Origin of the sequence: Halomonas sp. FeN2 (assembly GCF_020595105.1) — a bacterium.
Lineage (GTDB): Bacteria > Pseudomonadota > Gammaproteobacteria > Pseudomonadales > Halomonadaceae > Vreelandella > Vreelandella neptunia.
Genome location: NZ_CP074200.1, coordinates 4433786 through 4454255, shown reverse-complemented (window position 1 = coordinate 4454255; position 20470 = coordinate 4433786). Strand labels below are relative to the sequence as shown.

Annotated in this window: 19 protein-coding genes; 1 reads left to right on the top strand and 18 read right to left on the bottom strand. The window is 55.0% G+C overall.

The features are described from left to right. From KF947_RS20480 to KF947_RS20420, 13 genes are all read right to left on the bottom strand, one after another. Window positions 1-768, bottom strand: a complete 768-nt coding sequence (locus tag KF947_RS20480) for an energy transducer TonB (protein ID WP_133730520.1) — start codon at window positions 766-768, stop codon at window positions 1-3. Then, on the bottom strand, window positions 765-1172 hold the full coding sequence (locus tag KF947_RS20475) for an ExbD/TolR family protein (RefSeq protein ID WP_022523852.1): 408 nt from the start codon (window positions 1170-1172) through the stop codon (window positions 765-767). Before KF947_RS20475 ends, KF947_RS20480 begins: the two co-directional genes overlap by 4 nt. After that, window positions 1165-1707, bottom strand: a complete 543-nt coding sequence (locus KF947_RS20470) for a MotA/TolQ/ExbB proton channel family protein (RefSeq protein WP_227404950.1) — start codon at window positions 1705-1707, stop codon at window positions 1165-1167. Before KF947_RS20470 ends, KF947_RS20475 begins: the two co-directional genes overlap by 8 nt. 1 nt (window position 1708) lies before the next feature. Beyond that, window positions 1709-3055 (bottom strand): MotA/TolQ/ExbB proton channel family protein, encoded by a 1347-nt coding sequence (locus KF947_RS20465; protein WP_227404949.1) that lies wholly within the window; start codon window positions 3053-3055, stop codon window positions 1709-1711. Further along, complete coding sequence (locus KF947_RS20460; RefSeq protein ID WP_133730518.1) at window positions 3052-3834, bottom strand: DUF3450 domain-containing protein; 783 nt, start codon at window positions 3832-3834, stop codon at window positions 3052-3054. The genes KF947_RS20465 and KF947_RS20460 overlap by 4 nt, the downstream gene beginning before the upstream one ends. A gap of 211 nt (window positions 3835-4045) precedes the next feature. Beyond that, a complete protein-coding gene (locus KF947_RS20455; RefSeq protein WP_133730517.1) occupies window positions 4046-4447 on the bottom strand; it encodes an NUDIX hydrolase in 402 nt (133 codons plus the stop codon). 63 nt (window positions 4448-4510) lie between these two features. After that, window positions 4511-5482, bottom strand: a complete 972-nt coding sequence (gene nrdF, locus KF947_RS20450; RefSeq protein WP_007114779.1) for a class 1b ribonucleoside-diphosphate reductase subunit beta — start codon at window positions 5480-5482, stop codon at window positions 4511-4513. Between the two features lie 117 nt (window positions 5483-5599). Beyond that, window positions 5600-7705 (bottom strand): class 1b ribonucleoside-diphosphate reductase subunit alpha, encoded by a 2106-nt coding sequence (gene nrdE, locus KF947_RS20445; protein ID WP_206478118.1) that lies wholly within the window; start codon window positions 7703-7705, stop codon window positions 5600-5602. Window positions 7706-7803: 98 nt separating this feature from the next. Then, window positions 7804-8238, bottom strand: coding sequence for a class Ib ribonucleoside-diphosphate reductase assembly flavoprotein NrdI (nrdI, locus tag KF947_RS20440; RefSeq protein ID WP_133730516.1), 435 nt, complete (start codon window positions 8236-8238; stop codon window positions 7804-7806). Window positions 8239-8247: 9 nt separating this feature from the next. After that, on the bottom strand, window positions 8248-8469 hold the full coding sequence (gene nrdH / locus KF947_RS20435; RefSeq protein ID WP_008956787.1) for a glutaredoxin-like protein NrdH: 222 nt from the start codon (window positions 8467-8469) through the stop codon (window positions 8248-8250). Between the two features lie 264 nt (window positions 8470-8733). After that, window positions 8734-9345: a superoxide dismutase gene (locus KF947_RS20430; RefSeq protein WP_133730515.1), complete on the bottom strand. Its 612-nt coding sequence runs from the start codon at window positions 9343-9345 to the stop codon at window positions 8734-8736. A gap of 202 nt (window positions 9346-9547) precedes the next feature. Continuing rightward, window positions 9548-10474, bottom strand: coding sequence for an electron transfer flavoprotein subunit alpha/FixB family protein (locus tag KF947_RS20425; protein ID WP_133732868.1), 927 nt, complete (start codon window positions 10472-10474; stop codon window positions 9548-9550). A 70-nt stretch (window positions 10475-10544) separates the two neighbouring features. After that, entirely contained in the window at window positions 10545-11294 is a 750-nt protein-coding gene (locus KF947_RS20420) for an electron transfer flavoprotein subunit beta/FixA family protein (protein WP_133730513.1), read from the bottom strand. A gap of 508 nt (window positions 11295-11802) precedes the next feature. Between KF947_RS20420 and KF947_RS20415 the strand changes: the two genes are divergently transcribed. Then, window positions 11803-13467: an electron transfer flavoprotein-ubiquinone oxidoreductase gene (locus KF947_RS20415; protein ID WP_227404948.1), complete on the top strand. Its 1665-nt coding sequence runs from the start codon at window positions 11803-11805 to the stop codon at window positions 13465-13467. Between the two features lie 70 nt (window positions 13468-13537). Here the strand turns inward: KF947_RS20415 and KF947_RS20410 are convergent, their stop codons facing one another. The 5 genes from KF947_RS20410 to KF947_RS20390 form a co-directional block, all read right to left on the bottom strand. Continuing rightward, window positions 13538-15733 carry a putative bifunctional diguanylate cyclase/phosphodiesterase gene (locus KF947_RS20410; protein ID WP_227404947.1) on the bottom strand — a complete coding sequence of 732 codons (2196 nt, stop codon included), beginning with the start codon at window positions 15731-15733 and terminating at the stop codon, window positions 13538-13540. Window positions 15734-15842: 109 nt separating this feature from the next. Then, the gene (locus KF947_RS20405; protein WP_227404946.1) at window positions 15843-16280 is read right to left on the bottom strand and encodes a phosphate ABC transporter substrate-binding protein; all 438 of its coding nucleotides are present in this window, start codon (window positions 16278-16280) and stop codon (window positions 15843-15845) included. A gap of 11 nt (window positions 16281-16291) precedes the next feature. After that, entirely contained in the window at window positions 16292-17521 is a 1230-nt protein-coding gene (locus tag KF947_RS20400; protein WP_227404945.1) for a porin, read from the bottom strand. Window positions 17522-17681: 160 nt separating this feature from the next. Beyond that, window positions 17682-19892 carry an ATP-dependent helicase gene (locus KF947_RS20395; RefSeq protein WP_227404944.1) on the bottom strand — a complete coding sequence of 737 codons (2211 nt, stop codon included), beginning with the start codon at window positions 19890-19892 and terminating at the stop codon, window positions 17682-17684. After that, window positions 19889-20461 (bottom strand): DUF1285 domain-containing protein, encoded by a 573-nt coding sequence (locus KF947_RS20390; protein ID WP_133730510.1) that lies wholly within the window; start codon window positions 20459-20461, stop codon window positions 19889-19891. Before KF947_RS20390 ends, KF947_RS20395 begins: the two co-directional genes overlap by 4 nt. Between the last annotated feature and the right edge of the window lie 9 nt (window positions 20462-20470).

Sequence of the window (20470 nt, the reverse complement as noted above, 5' to 3'; positions counted from 1 at the left end):
CTACCTCAACTGAAACTCGATCCGCTGGGTGGCATTACGCAACTGATCACTGGGTTCAAATTGCCACTTGGCAATCGCATCACGCGCGGCATCGTCAAATACGCGACGCGGCTGCGCATTGGTAACCCGTATAGAAGAGCTATCCACACTGCCATCGCGGCGAATCGTAAAGGCCACCTCTACAAAGCCTTCCATACCTCGGCGCTGGGCACGTGGTGGATAGTTTGGATTAACCCGGCTCGTCGGCGTAGCTTGACCAACGCTCACCGGCTCGTTAGAGGGAGCAGGCTCAGCTGCTGGAGCTGCCTCACGCTCAGCAGGCTCACTCGGCTCAGCAGTGGTAGCGGCGGGTGCTGGCTCTGCAGGCGCTTCCCGAGGCGGTGGTTCCGGTGTGGGTTCTGGCGTTGGCTCAGGCCGGGGTTCCGGTTCAACTTCCGTTAGCTCGGGAAGTTCGCTGTCCATTTCAACCGGCTCGACGGGCTCCTCTGGCAGCTCCACTTCCGGCAGACTAATAGTGCTTTCCGCTACCGGAGGCGGCTCGGGCGCAGGCATGGGAGGCGGTGCTTGCTGGGGTGCCGCTTCAACAGGCTGAGGCGTGGGCGCCTCCTGCTCAGGGGCCACCTCCGGCGCTTCAATCATGGTCATTGCCATGCTCATGGTCAGCTCTTCGGGCTCCCGCTCAGGGGGGGCCACTAGCTGGGCAAGCAGCCAGAACAAGCCCACCGCCAGAACGACACCCCCCAATAACGACAGCAGGTGGCGCATCATGACCCACTCCGACTCGCTGCCACCGCCACTTGGTCAACGCCCGCTTCACGTAGGCGATCCATCACCTCGATCAGCAAGCCCGTGGTGGATTCGCGATCCGCCTGGATAACTACCGAGCCATCATCACTTAGCATATCGGCTACCTGCTGACCGACCCGGTGGGCATCCACGGGACTGCCATCTACCCATACCGCACCTTCGGGGGAAATCGCCACGAGCACCTGGGCATCCGGGCGTGGGGTGGCAGCGCTGGATTCCGGTCGTTCAATCTCGACACCACTCTCTTTGACAAAGCTGGTAGTCACAATAAAGAAAATCAGCATGATAAATACCACGTCGAGCATGGGGGTAAGATTCACCTCATTGCTCTCAGCAGTCGCATCTATGGAACGACGTCTACGCATCACTCTCCTCCAGTGCCCGCGCCAAGCGATCATGCAGCCTCTGGTCTTCACGACGGATGACGTGCTCTAAACGACTAATAAATAGCAGCCCGACCACGGCAATGGCCATGCCGGTCAAGGTCGGCAGCGTCGCTCGGGCGACGCCGTCCGCCATGGCACGGGCTTGATGGGTCTCACTCAGCGAAAGGCTATCAAACACGCTGATCATGCCCGTCACTGTGCCTAACAACCCCAATAACGGACATAGCGCGACTAACAGCTTTAGCCATGGCAAGGGTTTGCGCAGCCTGGCGACCAGCGCCTCGGCCCACACTTGACGAAGCGTCCGGGCACTCCAGCTAGTGTGGTCGCTACGCGCCGCCCAGCGGCGCAACAGTTGACGCCGCGCTGTACGCCAAGTAATCCGGTAGTACCACCAGCGCTCCATGGCCATGGCAAACACCAGTACGGCCACGACGGCCAAAACCACCAGTACTGCGCCCCCCGCCTCCACTAAGCGCTCAACGGGTTCGAGCCAGAGAGGAAGAGTGGACATGTTAATTCACCACGGGCGTGTGAGATTCCAGATGATCTGCCAGTGTCGCGCTCGCCTGCCCTTCAATCACGTGGGTCAGGTAACGGCTGCGGCCTGCCAGAGCGGTCTGTACAAACAGCAGCGGCACGGCGGTAATCAGGCCCAGCACGGTAGTCACTAGCGCCTGACTGATACCGCCCGCCATTAGCTGCGGGTCGCCGGTGCCAAACACGGTAATCGCTTGGAAAGTCACGATCATGCCGGTTACCGTGCCCAGCAGACCGAGCAATGGTGCTATCGCGGCAAGCAGCTTCACCATCGGCTGACTGCGTTCCAGCCTGGGCAACTCGGCCAACACTGCTTCATCCAACCGCGCTTCCAGCGCCTCCGGAGTTTGATGTTTATCCATGCCTTCAAAGCGCAGCAGAACCCGGCCCAGCGGGTTATTGTCCCGCAACTGATCGAGAGATTGCCGCTGGCGTTTAACACGCAGACTCACCAGTACCAAATAGAGATACTGCCCCAGCCCGATGATCATGCCCAGAATACCCAGCGCCACGACAACATAGCCGACATAGCCGCCCTGCTGGAAACGCTCCCATAGACTGGGTTGCTGGGCCAAGGCCTCCAGCACACTGCCCTGGGTAGGATCCACCGCAAATACATTGCTTTCGCCCTGGTAGTAAGCCGCCAGCACCCCGGCAATGGCATCAGGGGTACGCGGCAGAACCACTAGGTTGCCGTCATTTTCACCGCGCTCTAAAAGCTCGTTCTCGGTAAAGGCCGCAAAATCGCCCAGCCGTACCAATTCGCGAGCGGCTACCTCTCCATTTGCATCGGCGACGGGCATTGAAAGCCGCTCGGCACGCCCGGTGCGCGCGGTTAACGTCGCCAAGCGATCCACCACATTTTCCAGTTGATGGCGCTCAAGCACTTCAACTTCATCCAACCGAGGCGGTAACGACCCCTCCTCCAAGGTCAAAAAGCTTTCTTCGCCAAGCGTGTTGCGAACCTCTGAGCTGTGTCGGGCAAGATTGGCCAGCAGACCCGAAAGCGCTTCGCCCTGTTCTGCCTGGCGTTCGCTCAGCTCGCTGGCTTGGTCTGTTTGCTCTGCCTGCTGCGTCTGCAGTGCTTCATGCTGCTGCCGGGCATCTTCATGCTCGGCGCGCGCTTGCTCCAGCGCAGACTCTAGCGCCTGCTGGTCATCCAGAAAGTTCATTAGCCGCTGCTGGTCTCGCACTTCAGCAGCCTCACGGGCTTCACGCAGAGACGTAGCGCTTTCGGTTTGCGCCATTGATACGCCACTCACCGCTACCAGCCCCAATACAACGCAGGCATAGCCAAGTTGACGAAGTGTTAGCCGACTCATGGTTGCTCTCCCTGCAGGTCATTGGCACTAATCGAGAGCGGCAAGGTTAATAGATCCGGGGCGCGCTGATCTTCCGCCATACGCAGCCCACTGCGCACTTCACGTAGGTACTCGTCATCCAGCGGTTGCCATGCGCCGTTCTCAGCGCTCCACACACCGCCCTCTCGGCCGTCGGGGGTTAGGTAATAAAAGCCGATACGCCCGATGCGCAAGTAATCCACTTCGCGTTGGCGGCCATCCTGACTTAGGCGCCCCCGCCAGCTGTCCATCTCCTGACCATAGTCAAGCTCAACGCGCCAGGCCTCTAACAGTCCATTAATACGCTCAATGGTGTTTTGACCTTGCTCGTCGGGCTGACGCTCAACCCGCGCTAACCGCTCTTCACGTAGAAACGGCAGGTCACGCTCTATCCATTGGCTTAGCTGAGCAGACATATTTTGTTCGATCACAGGCAGCGCCGCGCGGGTATCTTCCAGCGTATCCAGCGCCGTCGCCAACCGCTGCTGACGCTCGGCCTCTTCCGCCAAGCGCCCGGACAGAGAGGCGTTATCAGCCTTCAGCTGTCGGGTTTCGCGCTCCAAACGGCGCAACTCTTCCAACTGCTCACGGGTCTGCGCATCGGCAGCATCGATCTGCTCCTGAAGCGCTGCCTGGGCTTGCTGGGCTTCGACACTTTCGGCCGCTTGAGCCACTGCTTGTTCACTTGCCATCAGCGTGCCACTGGCCAGCACTCCCGCTAGCCACCATCCACGCAAGGCAAAGAAAGGCCTGTTCAGCACGTCGACTCTCCGTCACTGAGTAGCGGGCGGCGGGCACCGCGCCACTAAAAACTAATTGGGTATTAGAACGATTTGCGTTTATCTTTTACGGGACATAGCCTACCACTAATAGAATAAATGACAATATTTATCATTAACCATCAGTTGATTTCGCTTACCTGACACGCATAAAAAAGGCGCCCATCGGCGCCCGTTATCACAATGTTCAAGCTTAATAGTTAACCACTACGTACTCTTTTGTCAGCGGCGCCAGCGGGAGTTGCCAAGCCTCTTCACGGGTTACCCATCTTGCTTCGGCAATTTCAGCCGCCGCCTCGACAGGCTCGTCGATAACCAGGCTAAACAGGTGCGCTTCGAGCATCATGTCCGGCTCATTGGCAGCGGGAGCGCTGTGCACGCCTAGCGGAATCAGTTGATCTTCATTAACCTGCAAGCCTAACTCCTCTTTCAGCTCACGGCACAGTGCCTCTAACGCAGTTTCACCCGCATCGATCTTGCCGCCGGGCTGCATAAAGAAGGACGTATTGTGCTTGCGCACCAGTAGCAAACGACCATCGGGATCGCTCACCATTGCTGCGGCAATTTTCAATACGTTAGCGGGGTTGTCTGGCATACCTCCTCCTTTATGCGCCTTTATCTATACCACCAGCTTATCTACCACCCACTCCTACGGCCATTAAAACGCCCAGTCGTCATCTTCTGTGGCGACGGCTTTACCGATCACGTAGGAGGAGCCGGATCCAGAGAAGAAGTCGTGGTTCTCGTCGGCGTTGGGTGATAGCGCCGCCATGATGGTGGGATCCACATCGGTGACGCTGCTGGGGAACAGCGGCTCGAAGCCAAGGTTCATCAGCGCTTTATTGGCGTTGTAGTGAAGGAATTTTTTGACGTCTTCACTTAGGCCTACCTCGTCATACAGTGACTCGGTGTAGCGCACTTCGTTGTCGTAGAGCTCCAGCAGCAGCTCGTAGGCGTAATCTTTCACTTCCTGCTGGCGCGCGGGCGTCGCTTCCGCCATCGCCTGCTGGAATTTATAGCCAATGTAGTAGCCGTGTACCGCTTCGTCGCGAATGATTAGACGAATGAGGTCGGCGGTGTTGGTCAACTTGGCATGGCTTGACCAGTACATCGGCAGGTAGAAGCCGGAGTAGAACAGAAACGACTCAAGGAATACGCTGGCGACTTTGCGCATCAGCGGGTCATCCGAGCGGTAGCGCTCTAAAATCAGCTGGGATTTTGCCTGCAGCGTGGGATTCTCTTCACTCCAGCGGAACGCGTCATCCACATCGCGGGTGGTACAGAGCGTCGAGAAGATCGAGCTATAGGAGCGCGCGTGCACTGATTCCATAAAGGCGATATTGGTATAAACCGCCTCTTCGTGGGGAGTGCGAGCATCTTCCATTAATACCGGTGCGCCCACGCTGCTTTGGATGGTGTCGAGCAGCGTGAGACCGGTAAACACACGAATCGTCAGCTGCTTTTCTTTTTCGGTCAGCGTGTTCCACGACTGAATATCGTTAGACAGCGGGACTTTTTCCGGCAGCCAGAAATTACTGGTCAAGCGGTTCCAGACTTCCAGGTCTTTATCATCCTGAAGCCGGTTCCAGTTAATCGCATCAACCCGCGATAAACGTTGCATGGTGTTCATATCACTCTCTCAAAGCCCGGCTATGAGAGCCCGGCTGTGACAGCCGGGCTAGCAAAGCTTGTTTAGAAACAAATGCTCAATAACAGACACAAGGCGAATCGGCAGAAATCAGTGCCATTACAGCGTGCAAGAAACGCAGCCTTCTACCTCGGTGCCTTCTAACGCGCTCTGGCGCAGGCGAATGTAGTAGAGCGTTTTGATGCCTTTGCGCCAGGCGTAAATCTGCGCCTTATTGATATCGCGCGTGCTTGCGGTGTCCGGGAAGAACAGCGTTAGCGATAAGCCCTGGTCAACGTGCTGCGAGGCTTCCGCGTAGGTGTCGATAATCTTTTCCGGGCCGATTTCGTAGGCATCCTGGAAGTAGTCAAAATTCGCTTCATCCAGGAAAGGCGCCGGGTAGTAAACACGCCCCAGCTTGCCCTCTTTACGGATCTCAATTCTCGCCGCCACCGGGTGAATACTGGAGGTGGAGTTATTGATGTAAGAGATCGAGCCCGTCGGCGGTACCGCCTGCAGGTTACGGTTATACAAACCGTGGGCCATGACCGAGGCTTTCAGTTCCTGCCAATCATCTTGGGTCGGCAACGCGATACCGCTGCGCTCAAACAGCCCGCGTACTTTATCGGTGCGCGGCAGCCACGCCTGGTCGGTGTACTTATCGAAGAAGGTCCCCGAAGCGTAGGTAGAGTCGGCAAAGCCCGCAAACGACTCTTTGTGTTCAATCGCCAAACGGTTCGACGCCCGGATCGCATGGAAGGCAACGCAGTAGAAGTAGAGGTTGGTAAAATCCAAACCTTCGTCAGAGCCGTAGTAGATGTGCTCCCGCGCCAGATAGCCGTGTAGGTTCATCTGACCCAAGCCAATCGCCCGCGACTTGGCATTACCTTCGGCAATAGAGGGCACGCTGCGCAGGTTACTCATTTCAGAAACAGCGGTGAGACCACGAATAGCGATTTCCACACTGGTACCGATATCACCTGCGTCCATCACCTTGGCAATGTTCATGGAGCCCAGGTTACAGGAGATGTCCTGACCGATTTGGCGATAACCAAGGTCGTCGTCATACTCGGTAGGCGTATTGACCTGAAGAATTTCAGAGCAAAGGTTACTCATGTTGATACGGCCAGCAATCGGGTTGGCGCGATTAACCGTGTCTTCAAACATGATGTACGGGTAGCCCGACTCGAACTGCAGCTCGGCCAGAGTCTGGAAGAAGGCCCGTGCATTGATCTTATGCTTGCGAATGCGCGCATCCGCAACCATCTCTTGGTACTTCTCGGTAACGCTGATGTCGCCAAAGGGCACGCCGTAAACACGCTCTACATCGTAGGGCGAGAACAGGTACATGTCGTCGTTGCGCTTGGCAAGCTCAAAGGTAATATCTGGAATCGTCACGCCCAGGGAGAGCGTTTTGATACGGATTTTCTCGTCGGCGTTTTCCCGCTTGGTATCCAAAAAGCGCAGAATATCCGGGTGGTGAGCGTTCAGATACACCGCCCCTGCCCCCTGGCGAGCGCCCAGCTGGTTGGCGTAGGAGAAGGCATCTTCCAGCAGCTTCATAATCGGGATGATGCCCGATGACTGGTTTTCAATGCGCTTGATGGGTGCACCGGATTCGCGGATGTTGCTGAGCAGGAATGCCACACCGCCGCCACGCTTGGAGAGCTGCAGCGCCGAATTAATGGAGCGCCCAATGGACTCCATATTGTCTTCAATACGCAGCAGGAAGCACGACACAAGCTCGCCGCGCTGCTGCTTGCCGCAGTTCAAAAAGGTGGGGGTCGCCGGCTGAAAGCGGCCGCTAATGATTTCATCCACCAGCGACTTCGCCAGCGTTTCGTCGCCCCGCGCCAGGGTTAGCGCGACCATGCAGACGCGGTCTTCGTAACGCTCTAGATAGCGTTTGCCGTCGAACGTCTTCAGCGTATAGCTGGTGTAGTACTTAAAGGCGCCCAAAAAGCTTGGGAAACGAAACTTATAGGCGTAAGCCTGCTCGAATAGCGCCTTGATAAAGGCGAAGCTGTACTGGGCCAGCATCTCGGCTTCGTAGTACTGCTCTTCGACCAGGTAATCGAGCTTTTCTTCCAACGAGTGGAAGAACACCGTGTTCTGGTTAACGTGCTGCAAGAAGTACTGGCGTGCCGCTTCACGATCCTTATCCAGCTGTAGCTCGCCATTGGCACCGTACAGGTTGAGCATGGCGTTAAGAGCGTGATAGTCCAGCGTGCGCGCTTCTGTCTTCGCTGCTGGCCGTTTGGCCTCACCGTTTTTAGTGGATACGTCGTTCGAGACTGAGTCTTTCGGCGCTGAGTCTTTCAGGGCTAGGTTTGTCGTTTCCAAAACTCTTCTACTCCTTGACGGACATTGGCCACGTCATCGTCGGTGCCAAATAATTCGAATCGATACAGCAGCGGCACTTGGCATTTTTTCGCAATAATGCGGCCAGCAAGGCCATACGCTTCGCCAAAATTTGTATTTCCCGCTGCAATCACCCCCCGCAGGAGGCCCCGATTATGTGTGTCGTTAAGAAAATGGATCACCTGCTTGGGCACCGCACCCTGCTCGCTCCCCCCACCATAAGTGGGGGTAATTAAAATATACGGCTGGGTGACTCGTGGAACAGGCTCATCTCGATTCAACGGCAGTCGCTTTGCGGCAAAACCAAGTTTTTCTACAAATCGATGGGTATTGCCTGATTTTGTAGAGAAGTAAACCAAACTGCCGGCGATAGGTGAAGGTGAGCAACTTGCCAGCATTAGGATGACTTAAGCCAGCGCTTGAATGCGGTCTGGACGGAAACCCGACCAGTGATCCTCGCCGACGACTACGACAGGAAGCTGGCGATAGCCGAGAGCTTCGACTTCTTCTTGAGCACCGGATTCGGCGGTAATATCGATAACAGTGTAATCAAGCCCCTGCTTGTCGAGCGCGCGGTAAGTCGCGGTGCATTGAACACAAGCGGGCTTGCTATAAATTTGGATTTCCATGGCTATTTTCCTTTTCATAGCGGCATTTTTCGGGTAGGGCACATCTAGTGCCAGCCCTCTCTAAAAGATACGACGCATACTATATATAGACCAATGAAAAATCAATTCAAGCATATGTGGTATTTTTCATCCACAGGATATTGACAGCTAATGCCCAACCCTGCCCCCTAAAACACTGTCCCAGACAATAAAAAACCGCCCACTAAAAAGTGGACGGTTTTTAACAGCGCCGTGAACCGGCGCAGTTAGCGGCTCATAGCAATATTAGCTAATCGCAGCCTGGTAACGACGCTCAACGTCTTCCCAGTTCACTACGTTAAAGAACGCAGCAATATAGTCAGGGCGCTTGTTCTGATACTTCAGGTAGTAGGCATGCTCCCAAACATCCAGACCGAGCAGCGGCGTATTGCCGTGCATCAGCGGGCTGTCTTGGTTCAAGGTATTTTCTACCACCAATTTCTTTTCAGGGGTAATGGAGAGCCATGCCCAACCACTGCCGAAACGGCCAACGGCCGCTTTTTTGAACTCTTCTTTAAAGGCTTCCAGACCGCCCAGCTCAGCATCAATCGCTTTTGCGACATCGCCCTGGGGATTGCCACCACCGTTAGGCGACATCATTTGCCAAAACATGGAGTGGTTGGCATGACCGCCACCGTTATTAATAACGGCTTGACGCTTGGCTTCCGGAACGCGATCCAAATTAGCGATCAGCTCTTCGACAGGTACATCTTCAAGACCTGTGCCTTCCAGCGTGGCGTTCAGGTTGTTGATGTAGGTTTGATGGTGACGAGAGTGGTGAATTTCCATCGTCATCGCATCGATGTTTGGTTCGAGAGCGTCATATGCGTACGGCAATTCGGGTAGTGTATGTGCCATATCATCATCTCCTTGAGTGGCTTTCGTTGCTTTCACTTACCTATGTGCGGTCAGCCCGCAGCTTTTTCAACCACCGGGGTGGTTTTTCTTACCTTTTGCCCCAGTACTTTAGTCAACTATTGCCAGTTTACCTAATACACCGGCCAAAAAAAAAGCCGACTTCTGGCGAAGTCGGCCCACCGCTATTGAATCACGGTATTGCTTACAGCTTGCTCTCAAGCTCCGGCAGGATCTCAAACAGATCCCCCACCAGGCCGTAATCCGCCACCTGGAAAATCGGTGCTTCGTCGTCTTTGTTGATCGCGACGATCACCTTGGAATCCTTCATGCCCGCCAGGTGCTGGATGGCACCGGAAATGCCCACGGCGATATACAGATCCGGGGCGACGATCTTGCCGGTTTGGCCGACCTGCATATCGTTGGGCACAAAGCCTGCGTCTACCGCGGCCCGGGAAGCACCGATGGCAGCCCCCAGCTTGTCGGCAATGCCATCGAGCAGCTTGAAGTTTTCGCCGTTGCCCATCCCGCGGCCACCGGAGATCACCACCTTGGCGCCGCCCAATTCAGGACGATCCGACTGCGCCAGCTCCTCTTTCACAAAGCTGGACTGGCTGTTTTCTACCACGGTATCGACCGCTTCAATCGTCGCGCTGCCGCTGGTGCCGACCGCATCAAAACCGGTGGAACGCACGGTGATGACCTTGAGCGCATCGTCGCTTTTGACGGTAGCGATGGCGTTACCGGCGTAGATCGGACGCTTAAAGGTATCGGCGCTGTCCACGGCGATAACGTCCGACAGCTGGCTGACGTCTTTTAGCGCCGCTAGGCGCGGCAGTACGTTTTTGCCGGTGGTGGAGGCGCTGGCCAGCACGTGGGTGTAGCCATCGGCCAGTTCGACCAGCAGCGCGCCCATGGGCTCGGCCAGCTGGTGGGCGTAAACGGCGTTATCCGCAACGCGGACTTTGCTCACGCCATCGAGTTTGGCGGCGGCTTCGGCAGCGGCTTGCACGCCTTCACCGGCCACCAGAACGTCAATATCGCCACCGATGGCTTGGGCGGCCGCCACGACGTGGGCGGTGGCGCCGGCCAGTTGGCCTTCGTGTAGATCCGCAAGTACCAGAATGCTCATGGCATCAACTCCTTTCAAAGCTCTTTTCTTAAAGTACGGTTTTCAAAGCACTTATCTTAAAGAGCTTATCTCAAAGAACTTTGGCTTCGTTTTTCAGCTTGTCGATCAGCTCGTCTACCGAGGCGACTTTGACGCCACCTTTGCGCTCGGCGGGCGACTCGACTTTGAGCAGGCTGACCTTGGAGGCAACCTCAACGCCGTAGTCGGCGGGGGTTTTCACATCCAGCGGCTTTTTCTTGGCCTTCATGATGTCGGGGAGCTTGGCGTAGCGCGGCTCATTCAAACGCAGGTCGGTGGTGACAATCGCCGGTAGTGTCAGGGCGATGGTCTGCAGGCCGCCGTCAATTTCACGCGTCACGTTCACCTTGTCGCCGTCGACCGCTACTTCCGAGGCAAACGTACCTTGAGGTAGGCCGGTGAGCGCGGCGAGCATTTGGCCGGTCTGGTTGTTGTCGGTGTCGATGGCCTGTTTACCCAACACCACCAACCCCGGCTGCTCTTCTTCAACCACTTTGGCCAGCAGCTTGGCCACGGCCAGGGATTCGGCGCGCTCGTCGGTTTCGATATGGATGGCGCGATCCGCCCCCAGCGCCAGCGCGGTACGTAGCTGCTCTTGGGCGGCTTTGGGCCCTACCGTGACGGCGACGACTTCTGTCGCCACGCCCTTCTCTTTCAGGCGTACCGCCTCTTCCACGGCAATTTCGCAGAAGGGGTTCATGGCCATTTTGACGTTGGTAAGATCGACATCCGAGTGATCCGCCTTAACGCGGATTTTGACGTTATAGTCGATGACGCGTTTCACCGCGACGAGTACTTTCATAGGTTCCTCGCTTGGCTTGTCGTAAAGCCGTTACCCTGAGACGGCACCCGCCCAGCGGATACCCCTTTTTAAGACGTGTGATGCATTGAAGACTTACTGGCAACCGCTCAACAGCGATTCGCCTGCCCCAATACAGGCGCTGCCAACGATAACGGCGGCGCTTTTAAATTCAATATACAAAATTCAATCGAGCGTTTGATAGGTGCGCAATTGAAAAACCCTACCAATTTGCCATAGCCTGCCATAAAGCGACAATACCTAATGCTTAATCGTCCACTACGGCCTTAGTCGTAGCACTGAACTGTGGTAAGCAAAGCATACCGTCAATAAATGCTCCTTTCACCATCGTAGGCGTGACCTGACACAGGTATTATGCCTATCATGGGGCATAACCAGAAGCAAACGACCGTTTTAAATTAAGGCCGACTTTTTATAAGCTAGTTCCCTGGAGTAACCCTGAGATTAGTTTTGTAAACGCTGGCACTTAAAGAGAATAAGGAGAAACCGGGTGGAAACTGTAGAACGCGATGTAATGGACTTTGATGTCGTCATTGTCGGTGCGGGCCCATCCGGGCTTTCCGCCGCATGCCGACTCATGCAGCAAGCCAACGAGGCTGAGCAAGAGCTCACGGTTTGCGTCGTTGAAAAAGGCTCAGAGGTTGGCGCACATATTCTATCAGGCGCGGTCTTTGAACCCCGTGCATTGACGGAGCTGTTCCCCGACTGGAAGGAGCGCGGCGCACCACTCAATACCCCGGCAATTCGCGACGACGTTTTCTTGCTTAAAGACGCCGAAAAAGCGCAGAAAGTGCCCAATGCTTTAGTACCTAAAAGCATGCATAACACCGGCGGCGAGCTTACCCGCTATGTGATCAGTGCGGGCAACCTGTGCCGCTGGCTGGCGGAACAGGCAGAGGGCCTCGGCGTAGAAATCTTCCCAGGCTTTGCCGCCCAAGAGGTCATTATTGAAGATGACGCCGTGCGTGGCATTCTGATTGGCGACATGGGTGTTGCCGCCGATGGCACCCCTAAAGATGGCCATATGCCGGGCATGGAACTGCGCGCCAAATACACGCTGTTTGCCGAAGGCTCGCGGGGGCATTTAGGCAAACGCTTAATCAAAGACTTCTCACTGGATGAAGGTTGCGACCCGCAACACTACGGTATCGGCCTTAAAGAGCTATGGGATGTGCCTGCCGACAAACATGAGCCTGGGCTCGTATTGCATGGCTCTGGCTGGCCATTGGATAAAAACGCCCACGGCGGCTGGTTCCTTTACCATGCGGAAAACCAGCAGGTCGTTGTGGGTTTGATTATGGATCTGGGCTACCAGAATCCGTGGCTCTCGCCCTTCGACGAATTTCAGCGTATGAAGCATCATCCGGTACTTAGTCAGTATCTGGAGGGTGGCAAGCGCGTGGCTTATGGCGCCCGGGCGATTACCAAGGGGGGCTTTAACAGCCTGCCCAAAATGACCTTCCCCGGCGGGCTATTGATTGGCTGCGATGCGGGTACCCTCAACTTTTCCAAGATCAAAGGCCTGCACACCGCCATGAAGTCTGGTTTGGTTGCTGCGGAGAGCGTATTTGAGGCGATCAAAGGTGGCGACGAAGGCGCCCAGGAGCTAACGAGCTTTACCCAGAAATGGGAAGCCAGCTGGGCCTACCAAGAGCTTAAAGAGAGCGCCAGCTTCGGCCCCGCGATCCATAAATATGGCACCGTGGGCGGTGGAGCGTATAATTTTGCTCACCAGTTGCTGGGCAACAAGCTGCCTAACGTCCACGATACCAACACCGACTATGGCGCCCTCAAGCCTGCAGCCGAGTTTGAAAAGATTAACTATCCCAAACCGGACGGCAAGCTCTCCTTTGACAAGCCTACCTCGGTATTTTTGTCTAACACCAACCATGAAGAGGATCAGCCGTGTCATTTGCGCCTGGACGATCCTGAGCTACCAATCCGCGATAACCTGCCCAAATACGCCGAACCGGCGCAGCGCTACTGCCCGGCGGGTGTTTACGAAGTGGTAGAGGATAGCGCGGGCCAGCCACGCTTTCAGATCAATTTCCAAAACTGCGTGCACTGCAAAACTTGCGACATCAAAGACCCAGCGCAAAATATTACCTGGGTAGCACCAGAAGGCGGTGGCGGACCCAACTACCCTAATATGTAAAGTCGTCGGCTAAACCTGTGCACTGCTTGCCCTATATTGGCTGTAAAAGGGTAAGTGGTGCTTGGTTGGGCTATTTCTCCCTTTGGCAGCTCTCCTCTGCTGACAACGGTCTATTACTATAAAAGCCGTGAAAAGGGAGACTGGCGTGGCTGCCTATGAAATGGGACTGCTCATGAGAAGCGACCCCTTTCGCGAACACCTGCATCCCTAGACGCTTACCCAACTCAATGACCGATGACGATAACTGCTGGTCGCGACGGGTGCCTGATAAGCGCTTAACTAAAGAAGAACTTACTTTTAACGTATCGACAGGCAAAGCGTTTAAGTCAGATAGAGAAGAATACCCTGTACCAAAATCGTCAATGACAATCTTAACCCCGAGTTTTTTAATCTCGGCAAAGATACTTGCCGTACGCTGAACATTCTGCAGCAGCATGCTCTCTGTAATTTCCAACTCAAGTAGCCTGGGATCCATTCCAGTAGTGGCTAATGCCTCCTTGATACTCTCCAAAAAGCTGTTGTCGTAAAATTGGCGCGCAGAAATCTTGACCGCCATCGTTAATGCGGGAAACCCCTCTTGTTGCCACAGCATATTTTGCCGACAGGCATTTTCGAGCACCCATTGAGCGATAGGCATGGCCAAACCGCTCTCTTCAGCCAGGGCCATGAATTGGGCGGGTTCCAGTAACCCAAGCGCTGGGTGCTGCCAACGAAGCAATGCTTCCATGCCAAGGGTGCTGCCCACTTCGACGTCATGCTTTGACTGGAAGAACAGTCGAAACTCATGGCCAGCAAGCGCACGATGCAGTCCAGACTCCAAGGTTAAACGCACATCCATTTCCGCACTTAATTCATCGGTATAGAATTGGACAGTGTTTTTGCCCAGCTGCTTCGCCTGATACATCGCCATATCGGCGCTTTTCATTAATGTTTGCTCGTCAAGCCCGTCAAACGGATACAGTGAGACACCAATACTTACCGAGACATGGCACTCCTGGCCCGCTACCATAAAGGGCTCTCTGACGGCGGAGAGAATTTTTTGGGCTATGGGCTCAATTTGCTCTCGTCGACTAACCTTGCTCAAAAGGATGACAAATTCATCACCCCCTAACCGAGCGACGATATCACTTTCACGCACAGAAGAAGTCAATCGCCTAGCGGCTTCTTGCAGAAGATGGTCTCCGGCATCGTGACCCAAGGTGTCATTGATTAACTTAAAGCGGTCAAGATCCAGGAAAAGCAGTGCGAAAGAGTCACCGTGGCGACCTCCCTGCTTCACGGCTTGGGTTATTAAGTAACTCAGAAAGGCTCGATTAGGCAAATCCGTTAGCGTGTCATGGAATGCTAAGTGTTCAACCTGCTGGGCATGCAGTACACGCTCTTCCATTACTCGCTGCTGCGCTCGTTGAAGCTTCCAGCTCAAAAGGCCAAGTAGAGCTAGAATGATGAGCAGAAGGCCGCTTGCCCAACCGGCTCTGTACCAATATTTACGCGCAAGTTGTTGAGCCGCGGCCAACTGCTCCTGCGTAGAAAGCCCGACAACGATCGATAATGGAAAATCATACAGCTGGCGTAACAGCGTATAGCGCTCGACCCCTTGCCAGTGGGTCACAAAGGGCACACTAACAGCATCCAGTGAGCTACCTTTCCAGGTTCGCATATCCATTAACTCGCCCGAATAGATAGTATCTCCAGAACGCCTGACACGCACAAGGCCATCCGCGCCGACGAGAGCCAGCATGCCCTGCTGGCCCAAAGACCGTACTTCATAACTGCTCACAAAGTAATTTGCATCAATAGCGACCACGACCCACCCCGCCCCTTCCTCTTGGTCAGGAGCTACCTTAGGCCTTAACGGACGAGTGAAGGTAAGCTGTTTTGCTTGGTGGACATCTTTTTCCCCCACTGCCAAGTAATCATCGCCCAACATTGCTTGCGAAGGAGGTGCCTGGCGTTGCCCAAGTAAACCTGGGTCAGTGGTTTCAATAATTGTGCCCTGCGCATCGACAATACTGATGGTAAATAGCAGTGCAGGGGGCAACAACCTCTGTTCATTTAACGCACTGAGCACTCTGGAGTGATCGCTACTATTGGCGGTAAAACGTACCAATTTCAGTGTTGTGTCGATCTCCCTGAGAGCTCTTACCATTCGTGCTTCATAGGTGTCGGTGATTTCACCTACGGACAGCTTTGCCTGGCGCTCAATGGACATACGCTCTTTATTGACTAAAAAATACGTACTACCCCATATCACCAGTAACATCATAAAAGCCACTATGCTGAATAGTACCAGTGGCTCTACAAGATGATGTGTCCATCGATAAGTAAAGGTTTTGGATGAACCGCCCTCTTCAGGGCTTGCTTGATCATTGAGGCTACTCAATTGTCACCACTCGCAAACGCTCATCAAGAAAAGAAGGGTCTATATAGCCCAATGCTTTTACATCACTGACTAACCGTTCTACCACTGCGCGACTACTAGCTAGCGCTTGGGGCGGCTGCCCTCGACCGGTAAATATCTGTCTTGCCCAGTGCGCCTTGATCTGCGCGGGGGTTTGCCCCGTGTAGTGGGTATAGAATTCGCTTCTCGCTGCTGTGCCTTCAGTGAGATCCAAGGGCACCACTTGTACGCCGTTGACTATGAGCGTGCGACGTCCTAAATAAATATCCCTTAAATCACTGTTGGTAAGACGAGTAACAGGGGCCTCGGCTGATACCACCACCAATACTTCAGCTGAAGCTGGATGATAAGCCATGCTCAATACCGCCCCCAATATGAGGCTGATGCCGGATCCAGTTAGACGTTTAAGCATTGCAACTCTCCTTAAAACACAAAGTCGAGCGCAAGGCTGAACAAGTTAATACGACCACCTGGAATAAATTCAGGCTGTTGATTAATCAGCCCCCCGGATGAGCCTGAGCGCATATCGATGTGATCATACTGGGCCGTAAGGGCCATACCTGGCCTAAAATCCCAGCGTGCCCCAACCGTTATGCTCTCTTGCTGCATTCCGCTGGATAGCAGCTCATTCAATATCCCGTTAAGTAGCTGGGCGCCTTCTGCAAAGGGCGATGGATACAGGGCAGCATTCAATCCCGACTCTGACGTATTACTGGTGACTTTTGCTCGCGCTACACCTACATAGGGCGTCCACTCGGCAATGCGGTAACCGAATGTCATGTAGGCGCCTTCACTATCACCTAGCAGAGAAGGAGACGAAGAGCGTGCCCACTCGCCCATAACAAACCATGAACCGGGGTCATAACCTACCCCCAAGCTCAGCAGGCTCGTACGCTTACCATCAACTTCGTAGCGGCTAGCAAGCTGTTCACCGGGTAGACCAAAGAGGCGGTAAACATCGAAGAATTGTGAGAGTTCATCTGCGCTTACTTTCAGTTCGCCGTAGCTGGCAAACAGGGTGGCATCTCCCCAATGAGTACGGTGAGAAACGCCCCAGGAATCGCTGGCGTCGACACTCCCCGTTGAGTAATCAACGCTGCCACCACCAAAATTCATCTGCAGTTCATTGGAAGTCTTCCCTACTGGGTATCGATAGCGCACATCAACGCCATCGAAATTAGCCACCGGGAGTAAACGGTAGACTTCTTGTGGAGGCCTAATCCAAGGGGTGGCGTAGCTAACCTTGCGGTGCTCAGAAGACATAAACGAGCTCTGAACCATACGCCCAACGCGGAAGCTAAGATTAGGAGTAAGATCGTATTGAACATTCGCCCACTCAATATCAGGTGCGAACGAACCATCGTGTCGCTTCTCGCTGATCACCTGAACAACCGAGGAGATTTGAGGCGTCATGCGCAGCGTAGCCTGGAGCCCTAAGCGGCTATCAACTTCAGCACTCCAGTCATGACTATACCCCGCGCCTTCTGAGACAAAGGGGGCAGCAACGAAGTCAGCATTCCGCTCGTCAGAGCGAACGACCCCTAGCGTGCCAAAACCATTAAATTCCAGATTAGGCATACCGCTATCGGCAAGTAAGGCGCCGCTTTGGGTGACGATCAAAATGGCGCAGAGCCAAGAGGCTTGCCTTACCATGCCCGTTCCCTATTTCATAAGTTATATGCGATGAGTCGCTGAATATTAGCTCGGTAGGAGTACAGGTATTAAATCGGCGGGGCCATACTAAGTCAAACAGCCCTAAAGCTTAACTCGACTACAAATGTGAAAGAGTGTGTCTTATTGGTTAATCAACGACTTACCCAGCAAGGGTTGAGCCATTTTCGAGCAGTTCAATCGGTGCGCGGCGTGCAATGAGCCTTCTTCGTCCTGCCTGATCAAAGCGCACATCAATAACCGGATCACTGGCACTTCCCTCCACTGCCGCCACTTCGCCTATGCCAAATACCGCATGATGAAGCCGTTGACCAGGGTAGAAATTCGCCTCTGCTGAATAACCTACTTTGACCTCTTCAACCTGTGCCGGCGCAAGCACAATATCGTCTCGCCCCAGTCGCGCCAGATAGCGTTCAACCAACCCCACTGATGTCACTTGCAGGGTCGCCGCGGGTGCGTTGGTACTGGCTAAGCAGGAGGCAACCCGCATGCTATCCTGCCAGGCGCTTTCGGCAATAAAGCGACTCGGCCGGTGCACGCCCCCGTCATGAAGCACTAATAGTTGCTCCTGGGCACGAGTGATCGCCACGTAGAAGAGCCGCCGCTCCTCCTCAAGCCGGTCATCGCTGAGCGGATTATCGCGGCTATAGTGGGGAAAGTCTTCTTCGTTAACCCCGGCAACCGCTACCAGCGGCCACTCGAGCCCTTTGGCGCCGTGTACAGTGCTAATCAGGACACCGCCCGCCTGATTTTCCACCGGGCGTTCAAGAAGCTCGATAAAGGCATCAGGGTCTTGCACGCTTTGCGCTTGTTCGATTAGCACGTCGAGTAAGCGCACATCCTCTTCGCCTTTATCTCGCCGCGCTGCCGCACGCTTCAGCGTTTTTTCAGCATCAATACTTTCCACCACGTGGCGTAGCAACTTAGCGGGTGGCCATGCGCTCAGCTGTGGCAGCTCACAAAGTAGCAGCCAGCGCTTTTTCAGCGTGCGCCGCTGGATCGGCTTTAACGCCGTAAGCATGGGGTCATGCCGCTCGGGCCACTGCTGAGTAGTCGCCAGTTGGTGTGCCAAACGCTGAAGCCGCTCACGGGCAACGAAGGGTGTTGGTTGAGAAAGCAGCAGTAACAGCTGCTGCGGATCGCGCAGAAGATCAGGGCGACGTGACAGCTTTAAATACCCCGCCAGCGCCTGCACCAGCGGCAGACGAAAAACAAAACGATCCTCACGCTGAAGCCGAAACGGTATCCCAGCCTGGAGCAGCGCCAGCTGGAACGGTACCGAAAGCGCCCAGCTGCGTACCAGCAAGCTGGCTTCGTTAAACGCTCGCCCCTGGGCCTGCCAATCCATCAATGCATCAAGCAGTAACCGGCTCCCCTGCCCGACTGAAACACGGGTTTCAGGGTTATTAGCTGCGGCCAGGCACAACTGGTTGGGGCGACGCTGATTAGCGGCAATGGCATGATTAGCTGCCAGCGCCAACGCATGACCATGCCTGAAGGTGGTCGATAGCGGATAATCGGTCGCCTCGCCAAAAGTGGCGGTAAAATTTTCCAGCATGGTGTCGGGCTTGGCGCCGCGCCACTCATAAATACACTGGTTGGCATCACCCACTGCCATTACCTCGGCACGACTACCTACCAACACCGATAAAAGTCGCTGCTGTGCAGCGTTAATATCCTGGTATTCGTCGATAATGACATGATCCAGAAACCCTTCGACCCGACCACGCAGGGCGCTATCAGCCTCTAAAGCCAACAGCGGACGATAGAGCAGATCGGCATAGGTCATGACGCCTTCCGCTGCCAACAGCCTCTCTGCTTCGGCAAAGGCTGCCGGAAAATAGTCAGTATCCGGGTCAAAATTGAGCCGCTCGTAGAGCGCTTCCGGGGTGACCATTTCTGCTTTAACCAAGCCACAGAAGTGGGCCAATACTTCCAGGCGATCTCCCTCCAGGGCAGCATCCCGGCGCTCAACCGCGTCACGCAGCACATTGAGGCTCGCTTGGCGAAGCAGCCTTTCCAGTTGCCAATCGGCGGACAGTAGCTGGCGCGGCGCCAGCGCGCCCCACCGGCACAGGCTCATGGTCAAGCGGTGGCCCAGGGAGTGAAAAGTACGCACATCCGGCAGCGCCTGGCCTGCAGGAGCCATTGAAGCTAAGCGGCGTTGAAAATCATCTTTGGCAGAGCGGTTAAACATCAGCACCAGGATACGCTTTGGCGGTACGCCACTGGCCAATATATGCAGCACCCGGGCAGCCATGGTGGTGGTTTTACCGGCCCCGGCCACGGCCGCTACCCGTGCATGCCCCGCCTGGTGATTAACAACAGCTTGCTGTTCAGCGGTTAACTTCACGGCGCCTCGCCAAGTAATTCATCATCCACCTGACCCAACGCAAACCACTGCCCGGCACTGGTTAGTCCCAGTTCACTCTTGCCATCGCCCACATTACGGGTTTCAGCCGCCTCAACCAACTGGTAAAAGACATTGCGGTGCAAGCGGGCAGCTAGCCCAAAACGCACTGGCAGCTGTGGCACCGCCTCGCCTTGGGGAGTTGAGGTGACGGTGAGCGGGTGTTCAGCATCTAAGCGAACCACGTCATCAAACTGGGTGGTAAACCACCAGGCACCGTCACGAAAGTCAGCCTCTACCGCCACCAGCGGCAGGTCTTCGACCTTTATTCGCCAGCGCTCTACCGGCGTAACCAGGCAGTAACCCTCGTCATCCAGGCGCAGCAGCGTTGCTAATAGGCGTGCCACCTTAGGGCGGGCAAACGGCTGCCCTTCGTGCCACCAACTACCATCGGCGTGAATGACGATATTCATATCACCCGAGAGCGCAGGCTGCCACTCATCGAGCGGAGGAATAGCGCCAGCGCGCTCTTCATCTCCACTACCTTGCTGCAGCAATCGATCAATATTCATCTCGCCCAC